The organism is Streptomyces boncukensis (assembly GCF_011045075.1).
In the GTDB taxonomy this organism is placed as follows: Bacteria; Actinomycetota; Actinomycetes; order Streptomycetales; family Streptomycetaceae; genus Streptomyces; species Streptomyces boncukensis.
In genome coordinates this window covers 1-11334 of record NZ_JAAKZZ010000229.1, presented here as the reverse complement: position 1 = coordinate 11334, position 11334 = coordinate 1, and the positions used below count along the sequence as shown (strand labels likewise).

Below are 11334 nucleotides of genomic sequence, written 5' to 3'. Positions count from 1 at the left end.
GGCCACGGCCGACCGCAGCGCCCGGGGCGGCGCGGTGCGCCCCGTCTTCTCCCCGGCCCGGCGCCGCGCCGGCACCGAGCTCCAGCTGCTGATGGACGCCGCGCCCACCACATCCGTCTGGCAGCACACCCTCGACCAGCTCCGCCAGACCTTCGAACAGCTCGGCGCCTTCCGCGATGTGCGCGTGCGCTATCTGCACCGGGGGCGCGACGGCACCCCGCTGATCGGCGCGGGCGCGGCCCCCGACCCCACCCGGCTGCACCCCGCGGCCCGCTACCGCGACCCCACAGGCCACCGGCTCACGCTCGTCCTCAGCGACTGCGTCGGCCCGCTGTGGCAGGAGGGCCGCGCCCAGCGGCTGCTGCACGACTGGACGGGCCGCTCGCCGCTCGCCGTCGTCCAGCCGCTGCCGCCGCGCCTGTGGCCCCGTACGGCGCTGCCCGCCGAGCCGGGGCTGCTGCGCTGGGACCGCGAAGCGGGCGGCCCCGTCCGCTTCGAGCCGGACGGGCTCGGCCCGCCGGACGCCCCGGGCGCGCTGCCCGTGCCCGTGCTGCTGCCCACCCCGGAGGCGCTGGGCGCCTGGGCCCGGCTGCTGGGCGGTACGGGCGCCGGGGCCGGATTCGGCGGGGGCGGCGCGGCGCGCGGGGTGCCCGGTGCCGCCGCGTGGGTGCTGCCTCGGCACCCCGCCATGCCGCCGCCCTCCGCGCCGCCCGGCGCCGTCTCGCCGCGCACCCTGCTGCGCGAGTTCCAGGCCACCGCCTCACCGGGCGCGCTGGAGCTGGCGATGCACCTCGCCGCCGTCCCGCTGCTGCTGCCCGTGGTGCGGCTGGTGCAGGAGGCGATGCTGCCGCACACCGGCCCGCTGGAGCTGGCCGAGGTGCTGCTGAGCGGGCTGCTGGAGCGCCTGCCGGACCGGGAGGGCGCCGAGGGCCCGCGCTACCGGCTGCTGCCGGGCGTCCGCGAGCTGCTGCTCCAGTCCCTGGCCCCGGGAGCGGCCACGCTGCTGCTCAAGTATCTGTCGGCGTACGTCACCCAGCGGTTCGGCCGCGGCACCCGCAACTTCCCCGCCCTCGCCGTCGCCCGCCTCAGCGGCCGCTCCCCGTGGGCCGGCGAGCCGGGGACGCGCCCCGGGCACCCCGGCGGCCCGCGCCCGGACCCGGACCCCGCAGACGCCGCTGACCCCGCAGACCCCGCGGCCGGCGCCGGTTCCGCCGCCGTGGCCGACGAGCTGTTCGCCGAGGTCCCCGCCGAGGTCGTCCGCTTCTATCTGCCGCCCGACACCACCCGGGCGCTGCCCGACGAGGTGGAGGAGCTGCTGCGGCAGTGGCGCGAGCAGCGCGACCCGCGGCTGCTGCGCCGGGCACGGACGGCCGCCGAGCGGGCCGTGGCCGCCGCGGACGGCGGGCGCTCCCGGCTGTCGCTGGCCCGCGTGCTGCGGGTCCAGGCCGGTACGGCCACGGAGCGCGGCGACGCCGAGTCGGCGGGCGCCCTGCTGCGCGAGGCGGAGGCGCTGCTCACCGGCGGGCCCCCGGATCCGGAGCGCGGCCTGGCGGGCGGCCCCGCATCGCGGCTCGAACTCGGCGCCGTCCGGCTCGACCTGTGGCACGCCGAGGGGGAGCCGGGCCGGCTGCGCGGTGCCGTGGACACCCTGCGCGCCCTGACGCCCCCGGAGCTGTCGGAGCTGTCCGGCGAGGCGCGGACCACGCGCCGGCTGCGGCTCGGCAGGGCGCTGCTCGCTCTCGCCTCCACCGACCCGGCGCCGCGCGGTGTCGAGGAGACCGCCGGGGAGGCCGCGGCCGAACTGCGGGCCGCCGCGGACGCGCTGGAGGCGGCGGGCGGCCGCGGCGTACCAGACGCACCGCACGGCCCGCACGGCCCGGACGGCCCGGACGGTCCGGACGGTCCGGACGCCGGGGACGGTCCGGATGGCCCGGACGGTCCGGGTGCCCGGCTGTGCGCGGCGCTGCTCGACCTCGCCGCGGCCCAGCGCCTCACCCGCGCCGAGCCGGAGGAGCGCCTCGCGACAGTCGACCAGGCGTACGCCGCCGCGCCCGCCGGCCGACCGCTGCGGCTGCGCTGCCTGCGCGAGCGGGCCCGCGTCTTCCGGGACACGGGCGAGTGGGTGCCTGCCGTGCGGGCGTACGCCGAGGCGGAGCGCCTGGCGGTACGCGACAGCACCGGGCGCGGCGAACTGCTCGCCGAGTGGGGCGAGACGCTGCTGGAGGCGGGCGAGACCACCCGCGCCGAGGGCATCTTCCGGGAGGCCCTGGCCAGTAGCCCGGCGGACGGGCTGACGCCCCGGCTGAACCTGTTCACCGGGCTCGCGCTGGTGCGCCGGTTCCACGAGGAGCGCGGGGAGCCCGGCGGTGAGGGCTTCCTCCCGGATCTGTACGAGGGCTGCCATCTGCTGGAGCAGGCGGCGCGCGGCGGCCGGAGCGGGGAGCAGCGGGCCGCAGCGTGGCTGGCCCTGGCCGATGCGCGGCTGGACTTTCCCGGTGCGCGCGGGCCGAACCCGGGGGTGTTCTTCGACCAGGCGGAGATTGCCTACACCGAGGCGCTCCGGGAGAGCCGCGCGGAGGGGGAGCCCTCCCTGACCGCCTACCGCGCGCTCCACGGGCGGGGCGCGCTCTATGAGCTGATGGACCGTCCGAGGGCCGCCGCCGCCGATTTCCGCGCCGCGCGTGCGGAGTGGGCGCGGTTGGCGCGGCCGGCGGAGTGATCCCGCGCCCGGCGAGGCCGCGCTGGGCACGGTCCGGAACGTGATCCGGTGGGAGCCGAACGGGTTTCCGTATCCGTGGCGTCGGGAAGAAGTCAGCATCCATGGACGAACCCCGGGAACGGGTGGCCAGGGGCGTCCCGGCGGGGGCAGGGAGGAGAACGGCGTGCCGCAGCAGCGCGAGGAGCGGGCTGCCGGGGGGCTCGGCAGCGCGCACACCGAGGTGCCAGCTCTGCCCGACCTCACCGGGATTGACCTGCACACCCTGTACCTCATGGACGATGCCGCGCTGCTCGCGGCCGTCCGGCACACGCTGCGCAGCCCCGAGGATCTCACCGAGATGTGGAAGTGCGCGCCCGGCGGAGAGCCGCCCCTGCCGCCGGATCCGCCGCCGAGGTGCCGGCGGGGGTGAGCGCCGCCCCGGGCGCGCGCGGGTGTGCGGGGCGTACTGGATCCGGCCACATTGGCGGGCGAGGGGGTGAGTCGTGGGGGAGCTGTTCTCCGTGGGGCCCGGGAGACTCGCGCAGCTGGCCCGTACCCGCCTCACCGGCGCGGACCGCGCACTGCTCGCCGAGGGGCTGCACAGCCGCCGCCTGGTGCTGCTCAAGTCGCTGCAGCGGCGCCTGGAGAGCGGCGGTGCGCCCGGCTGGGCGCGGGAGGCGTTCGTCCGGCACTGGGACGTCCTGGAGCGCGCCGAGCGCCAGGACGCCGCCGCCGTACGGGCCGTGCTCGGCTACCCCTCGGTCGGTGTCTGGCTGGCCGGCGCGCTCGGCGGGCGGGACTGGAATCGGACGCTGGCGCACTTCGGCGCCGTCGCCGCGGCGGCGGCGCTGCATGCCGGGGCCGGCTACCGCGGCGTCCTGGAGACCGTCGACGGCGCCCTCGCCCTCCCCGGCGTCGGCGTCTACCGCGCACGGGCGCCCCGGGTGCGGCTGGCGGCGGAGCCGCGCGGGCTGCGGCTGACCGCGCCGGGGCGGCGCCCGGCGACCGTACCGCGCACCCCGCCCCCGGGCCCCGGCGCGTACGGGGCCTGCGCGCCGCACCCGCTGTACGGGGCCCCGCCGCGCGACCCGCCCGGCTGGCGCGGGCCCGCCGCGCTGCCGGGCACCGGCGCCCTGCTGGACGGGCTCGACCCGTACCGGCTGCCGCCGCCGGACTCCGCTGCCACCGGGCTGCTGCCGCCCCGCCGCACCCCGCACGCGGGCGGCGGCGCCGCGGGCTGGCGGCGCCGCTGGGAGGCGGCCGTCGCGCTGCTGGCCGCCGCCGACCCGGAGCGCGCCGTCGAGGTGACGGAGCTGACGCGGGCCCTCGTCCCGCTGGGGCAGGTGCCCGGCACGGCCCGCAGCGCCACGCTGCGCGCCGCGCCCTGGGCGGTGCTCACCGGCTATCCGCCGTCGCCGCCGCGGCTGGCCGAGGTGCTGGTGCACGAGCTGCAGCACAGCAAGCTGGCCGTCATCGGCGACCTGGTGCCGCTGCACCACGACAGCGGAGCGGCCGTGCACCGGGTGGGCTGGCGCCCGGATCTGCGGCCGCTGGCCGGGGTGCTCCAGGGCACCTTCGCCCATCTGGCGCTGGCCGACATGTGGTACCGGCTGGCCGCTTGCCCGGGTCTGCCGCCGGGGCGGCGGCGCGCCGCGCTGGCGCGGGCCGGGACGTGCGGGGCGCAGGTGGCCGACGCGCTCGGAGTGCTGCTGCGGTCCGGTCAACTCACCGCCGCGGGTCTGGAGTTCGCACGGGGGATGGGGGAGTGCCACGCGGACTTGCGAAGTATCGTCGGTGAGGTGAGCGGGGGCAGCGGGTCTGGCACACCGGGTGTGCCGGTTGCGCCGCGAACCCGCGAGTGATCGATAGGCTGCGCGCCGTACGACGGAGGGTCAGGCCGCCGTCCTGGGCCGTGAGTTGGGTACGAGGATCGAGGGAGAGCGCGGATGGCCGCTCAGCGCAACCGGGCCGGGAGCGGCCGGGGCACACCGTCCGACCGGCGGCCGGAGCACTTCGTGGTGGCGTTCCCCGGCTATCAGCGGCCGTGGGCCACCTGGATCGCGCACCGGCTGGAGGCCCACGGGCACCGGGTGAGCCTGCACCGCTGGGACCCCGGGCGCGATCAGCCGCTGCGGGACGCGCTCGGCGATCTGATGCTGGCCTCCGGCCGGGTGCTGCTGGTGCTCAGCCAGTGGTTCTTCCAGCTCGGCCCGCGCGGCGAGGGCGAGTGGAACGCGGTGCTGCGCGGCTTCGTCCGCGAGCACGCCGACCAGTTCGCCGCCGTCAACCTCACCAACAAGCCGCTGCTGCCGGCCGTCAACGTGCTGGAGCCCGTGGACCTGTGGGGCGTCGGCGAGGAGGAGGCCGAGCGGCGGCTGCTGCGCCGGCTGGCCCTGAACCCCGCGCCGCACCCGCTGACCGGCGCGCGGACCGGCTCCCGCTACCCCAACGACCCGCCCCGCGTCTGGGGCGAGGTCCCGCGCCGCAACCCCGGCTTCACCGGCCGCGACGTGCTGCTCAACGAGGTGCAGGAGCGGCTGATGGACGCCGAGCGGGACGCCGCCGTCTGCGTCCTCGTCGGCAGCTCCGGCATCGGCAAGACGCAGATCGCCGCGGAGTACGCGCACCGCTTCCTGCCCGACTACGACGTCGTGTGGTGGATCAACTCCGACCAGCGCGGCACCCAGCGCGACCGGTACGCCGAGCTGGCCGTCGAGCTGGGGCTGCGGACGGGCTCCGAGCCCGGCGAGCGGATCCGCGCCGTCCGCGACGCGCTGCGCAGGGGCGAGCCGTACGGCCGCTGGCTGCTGATCTTCGACGGCTGGGAGGAGACGGAGGAGGTGACCGGGATCCTGCCGCGCGGCGGCCCCGGGCACATCCTGATCACCTCCCGCAACCGGGCCTGGCGGGAGGTCGCGGACGTGCGGGAGGTGCCGGTCTTCGAACGCGCGGAGTCCACCGGCTATCTGATGCGCCGCGCCCCGCACATCACCGCGGAGGAGGCCGACCAGGTCGCCGTCGACTCCCAGGACCTGCCGATCCAGCTCGCCATCGCCGGGGGCCTGCTGGGCGAGGAGCGGATGGCCGTCGAGGACTATCTGCGCCGGGTCCGCTCCGGTGAGCTGGCCGAGCTGGAGCAGGACGTCGTACCGGGCGACTACCCGCTCAGGATGTACACCTCGCAGTCGATGCTGCTCAACCAGCTCCGCAGGAGTGAGCCGCGCGCCGTGGAGCTGCTGAAGCTGTGCACCTGCTTCGCCGCCGGCCGGATCCCCATCGGCCTGGTGCGCGGCCTGCGCGCGGCGGGGCTGCCGGAGGAGTTGCGCTGGATGGCCGGCGACCGCCCCGACTGGCCCCGCTCCCTGGACGCGCTCGTCAACCGCTCCGTGGTGACCCGGGAGTCCCGCAGCCTGTCCGTGACCGCCTCCGGCGAGCCGGGCCTCCAGCAGGAGTCGGTGCATATGCACCGCGCCGTGCACCGCATCCTCAGCGAGCTGACGGCGGGCGAGGACCGGAACATCTACCGCTCCGTCGTCTGCCAGGTGCTGGCCGTCGCCGACCCCGGCGACCCGGTCGACAGCCGCAACTGGGCCCGCTACGCCGAGCTGCTGCCCCATCTGGACCCGGCCGGCGCGCTGGAGAGCGAGACCGAGGACTCCCGCGCCCTGGTGCTCAACTGCGTGCGCTACTGCTACGAGAGCGGCGAGTACACCGCGGGCATCGAGCTGGCCGACCGGGTACGGGAGAGCTGGTCCCCGGGGCTGGCGCCCACCTCCCGGCCCATGCTGGACCTCACCACCTGGCAGACCACCATCCTGCGGGCCAGCGGCCGCTTCACCCAGGCGTACGATCTGGACACCACGCGCCTGGGCCAGCTCTACGCCGCCGGCGAGCCCGACCGGGTCGCGCTGCTCAGCGCGCACCACGGGCTCGCCTCCGACCAGCGCTTCCTCGGCCGGTACAGCGAGGCGCTGGCCACCCAGCAGCAGGTCGTGGACACGGCGACGGAGGTCTACGGCCCGGAGGAGACGTTCACCCTCAACGCGCGGCACAGCCTGGCCGCCACCCTGCGCCTGCTCGGCCGCTACCACGAGGCGTACGACGTGGACCTGGACACGCTCCGCAAGCGCGAGCAGGTGCTGCGCGCCCGGCACCCCGCCACCCTGCACTCGGGCACCGCCTGCGCCCGCGACCTGCGCCGGATGGGCCGCTACCAGGACGCGCTCGCCCGGCAGGAGCTCGGGGTGCGGCTGCACGCCCAGGTGCTGGGCGAGCAGCATCTGCAGACCCTGTGGGCCCGCCACAACCTCGTCATGTGCCAGTACCGCGCGGGCAGCGACACCCAGGACATCCGCGCCGCCTTCGCGGACCTGCACCAGCAGCACGAACGCGGCTACCCGCAGGGCCACTACAACATCCTCGGGCTGATGAGCGACTACGGGAACTTCCTGCGGGCCCGCGGCTGGGTGGCCGAGGCCCGGGACCTGATCGTGGAGGCCGAGGACGGCTACCGGGCGCTGGTGGGCACAGCGCACCCGGTGCCCACCGGGATGCAGACCAACGTCGGCCTCGTGCTCCAGGCCGAGGGGGACAGGGACGGCGCGCTCAACCTCTTCAACCAGGCGTTCGCCGGGCTGAGCACGGTGCTCGGCGAGGACCACCCCTGGACCCTGGGCTGCGCCCTGAACGCCGCCGGCGGCCGCAGCTTCACCGGCCGGCCGGAGGAGGCGGCCGAGCTGGACCGGGACACCCTGCGGCGGGCCCGCCGGGTGCTGGGCCCTGACCACCCGTTCACCCTCTCCTGCCAGATCGCGCTCGCCGCCGATCTGCGGGCGCTGCACGAGGCGATCGAGGCGGACAAGCAGGAGGAGGACGCCCTGCAGCGGCTCACCAGCACCTTGGGGGTGCAGCACCACCACACCCTCTCCGCGCGCCAGCGGAACCGCCCCTACTGGGACTTCGAACCCTTCCTCGGCTGACGGGCTGACGCCCGTCCGGCGGCTCGCAGGAAGCGGAAGGGCCCGCCGCGGCGTGCGGCGGGCCCTTCCAGCGCGAGCGCGCGGGGGTCAGATCTCGAAGACGTCGTTCAGAAGCTGCTGCTGCTCCTCCGCGTGCCGCTTCGCCGAGCCCACGGCGGGCGACGACGAGGACGGCCGGGAGACCCGGCGCAGCCGGTCCGCGTTCGGCACCGGATCCGAACCGATGATCAGGTCGAGGTGGTCGACCAGGTTCAGCGCGATAAACGGCCAGGCACCCTGGTTCGCGGGCTCCTCCTGGGCCCAGATGAACTTCGTCGCGCCGCTGTACCGCGCCATCTCGGCCTGGATCTCCTGGCCGGGCAGCGGGTAGAGCCGCTCCAGCCGGATGATCGCGGTGTCCGTCAGGCCGCGCTTGGTCCGCTCGGCGTCCAGGTCGTAGTAGACCTTGCCGGAGCAGAAGACGACCTTGCGGACGTTCGCCGGGTCCACCGAGGCGTCGCCGATGACCGGGCGGAAGCCGCCGGAGGTGAACTCCTCCGTCGCGGACGCCGCCGCCTTGAGCCGCAGCATCGACTTCGGGGTGAAGACGACCAGCGGCCGGTGGTGCGGGTTGTGCACCTGCCAGCGCAGCAGATGGAAGTAGTTCGACGGCAGGGACGGCATGGCCACCGTCATGCTGTTCTGCGCGCACAGCTGGAGGAACCGCTCGATGCGGGCCGAGGAGTGGTCCGGGCCCTGGCCCTCGTAGCCGTGCGGCAGCAGCAGGGTGACACCGGAGGTCTGCGCCCACTTCTGCTCGGCGGACGAGATGAACTCGTCGATCACCGTCTGCGCGCCGTTGGCGAAGTCGCCGAACTGCGCCTCCCACATCACCAGCGCCTCGGGACGGGCCAGCGAGTAGCCGTACTCGAAGCCCATCGCGGCGTACTCGCTCAGCAGCGAGTCGTAGACGTTGTAGCGCGCCTGGTCGTCGGAGAGGTACAGCAGCGGGGTGTAGTCGTCGCCGGAGTTCTGGTCCAGCAGCACCGCGTGCCGCTGGCCGAACGTGCCGCGCCGCGAGTCCTGGCCCGCCAGCCGCACCGGGGTGCCCTCCATCAGCAGCGAGCCGATGGCGAGGGTCTCGCCCATGCCCCAGTCGATCGTGTCGTCCTCGACCATCTGCGCGCGGCGCTGCAGCTGCGGCTGCAGCCGCGGGTGGACGGAGACCCGCTCGGGGATGTTGACCTGCGCCTGGGCGATCCGCTTGACGACCTCCTGGCTGATGCCCGTCTCCACGTGGGCCGGAACGTCGGACTGCGGGGGCGGGACCTCGTCGACGTGCTGGTCGGCGGCGGCGTCCCGCACCTCGGTGAAGACCTTCTCCAGCTGGCCCTGGAAGTCCTGGAGCGCCTGCTCGGCCTCCTCCAGGGTGATGTCGCCGCGCCCGATCAGCGACTCGGTGTACAGCTTGCGCACCGAGCGCTTCTTGTCCACCAGCTCGTACATCAGCGGCTGGGTGAACTTGGGGTTGTCGGTCTCGTTGTGGCCGCGGCGGCGGTAGCAGATGAGGTCGATGACCACGTCCTTGTTGAACGCCTGGCGGTACTCGAAGGCCAGCCGCGCGGCGCGCACCACGGCCTCCGGGTCGTCGCCGTTGACGTGCAGGATCGGGGCCTCGATCATCCGCGCGACATCCGTGGAGTACATCGAGGAGCGCGCGGACTCCGGCGCGGCGGTGAAGCCGACCTGGTTGTTGATCACGATGTGGATCGTGCCGCCGGTGCGGTAGCCGCGCAGCTGCGACATGTTCAGCGTCTCGGCGACCACGCCCTGGCCCGCGAACGCCGCGTCGCCGTGCAGCGCGATCGGCAGCACCGTGAAGTCCGTGCCGCCCTTGCCGATGATGTCCTGCTTGGCGCGCGCCACGCCCTCCACGACCGGGTCGACGGCCTCCAGATGCGAGGGGTTGGCGGTGAGCGAGACGGTGATCTGCTCGCCGTCCAGCCCGGTGAAGGTGCCCTCGGCGCCCAGGTGGTACTTCACATCGCCGGAGCCGTGCATCGACTTCGGGTCGAGGTTGCCCTCGAACTCCCGGAAGATCTGCGCGTACGGCTTGCCCACGATGTTGGCCAGCACGTTCAGCCGCCCGCGGTGCGCCATGCCGATCACGGCCTCGTCCAGCCGGGACTCGGCCGCCGCGTCGATCACCGCGTCCAGCAGCGGGATGACGGACTCGCCGCCCTCCAGCGAGAACCGCTTCTGGCCGACGTACTTGGTCTGCAGGAAGGTCTCGAACGCCTCCGCCGCGTTCAGCCGCCGCAGGATGCGCAGCTGCTCCTCGCGCTCCGGCTTGGAGTTGGGGCGCTCGATGCGGTCCTGGATCCAGTTGCGCTGCTTGGGGTCCTGGATGTGCATGTACTCGATGCCGGTGGTGCGGCAGTACGAGTCGCGCAGCACGCCGAGGATGTCGCGCAGCTTCATCATCGCCTTGCCGGCGAAGCCGCCGACCGCGAACTCCCGCTCCAGGTCCCACAGGGTGAGCCCGTGCGAGGTGATGTCCAGGTCGGGGTGCTTGCGCTGCTTGTACTCCAGCGGGTCGGTGTCGGCCATGATGTGGCCGCGCACCCGGTAGGAGTGGATCAGGTCGAAGACCCGCGCCGCCTTCGTCACGTCGTCGTCGTGCGAGGCGTCGATGTCCTTCATCCAGCGCACCGGCTCGTACGGGATGCGCAGGGCCTTGAAGATGTCGTCGTAGAACCCGTCCTCGCCCAGCAGCAGGTTGGCGACGATCCGCAGGAACTCGCCGGAGGCGGCGCCCTGGACGACCCGGTGGTCGTAGGTGCTGGTCAGCGTCATCACCTTGGAGACGCCGAGCCGGTTGAGGGTGTCCTGGGAGGTGCCCTGGAACTCCGCCGGGTACTCCATCGCGCCGACGCCCATGATCACCGACTGGCCCGGCATCAGCCGCGGCACCGAGTGCACCGTGCCGATGCCGCCCGGGTTCGTCAGCGAGACGGTGACGCCGGAGAAGTCGTCCATGGTCAGCTTGTTGTTCCGGGCGCGGCGGACGATGTCCTCGTACGCCTGCCAGAACTCGAAGAAGGTCAGCGTCTCGGCCTTCTTGATGCCCGCGACGACGAGCTGCCGGTCGCCGTTCGGCTTCACCAGGTCGATGGCCAGGCCCAGGGTCACATGCTCGGGCTTGACCAGCGTGGGCTTGCCGTCCTTCTCGGCGTACGACCAGTTCATCGACGGCATGGCCTTGAGGGCCTGCACCATCGCGTAGCCGATCAGGTGGGTGAAGGAGACCTTCCCGCCCCGGGCGCGCTTGAGGTGGTTGTTGATGACGATGCGGTTGTCGAACAGCAGCTTCACCGGGACGGCGCGCACGGAGGTGGCCGTGGGCAGCTCCAGCGAGGCGTTCATGTTCTTGGCGACGGCCGCGGACGGGCCGCGCAGGGCCACATACTCGGGGCCGCTGCTCTCCGCTTCGCCGTCGGCCGCGCCCTTGGCGGACCCGCCGGTGCCGTTCGCGGCGGCGGCCGGCGGCTTCGGCTTCGGCTGCGGCTGCGCGGGAGCGGCCGGTGCGGCCGGTGCGACGGGAGCTTCGACCTTCGCCTTCGCCGGGGCGGGGGCCGGGGCCCCGCTCGCGGCGACCGGGCCGGGAGAGGCGCCCGC

General features: G+C 74.7%; 5 protein-coding genes. 4 read left to right on the top strand and 1 reads right to left on the bottom strand.

The window, feature by feature from the left end; genetic code table 11:
• The 4 genes from G5C65_RS20915 to fxsT form a co-directional block, all read left to right on the top strand.
• Positions 1–2719 (top strand): SAV_2336 N-terminal domain-related protein (locus G5C65_RS20915; protein ID WP_165300422.1); only part of this gene is annotated, 2719 nt, incomplete at its 5' end.
• Positions 2720–2882: 163 nt separating this feature from the next.
• Complete coding sequence (locus G5C65_RS20910; protein ID WP_165300421.1) at positions 2883–3128, top strand: hypothetical protein; 246 nt, start codon at positions 2883–2885, stop codon at positions 3126–3128.
• A gap of 73 nt (positions 3129–3201) precedes the next feature.
• Positions 3202–4560 carry an aKG-HExxH-type peptide beta-hydroxylase gene (locus G5C65_RS20905; RefSeq protein WP_165300420.1) on the top strand — a complete coding sequence of 453 codons (1359 nt, stop codon included), beginning with the start codon at positions 3202–3204 and terminating at the stop codon, positions 4558–4560.
• A gap of 84 nt (positions 4561–4644) precedes the next feature.
• Positions 4645–7677 carry an FxSxx-COOH system tetratricopeptide repeat protein gene (gene fxsT / locus G5C65_RS20900; protein WP_165300419.1) on the top strand — a complete coding sequence of 1011 codons (3033 nt, stop codon included), beginning with the start codon at positions 4645–4647 and terminating at the stop codon, positions 7675–7677.
• 87 nt (positions 7678–7764) lie between these two features.
• Here fxsT and G5C65_RS20895 read toward each other — a convergent pair.
• Positions 7765–11334 (bottom strand): multifunctional oxoglutarate decarboxylase/oxoglutarate dehydrogenase thiamine pyrophosphate-binding subunit/dihydrolipoyllysine-residue succinyltransferase subunit (locus tag G5C65_RS20895; protein WP_165300418.1); only part of this gene is annotated, 3570 nt, incomplete at its 5' end.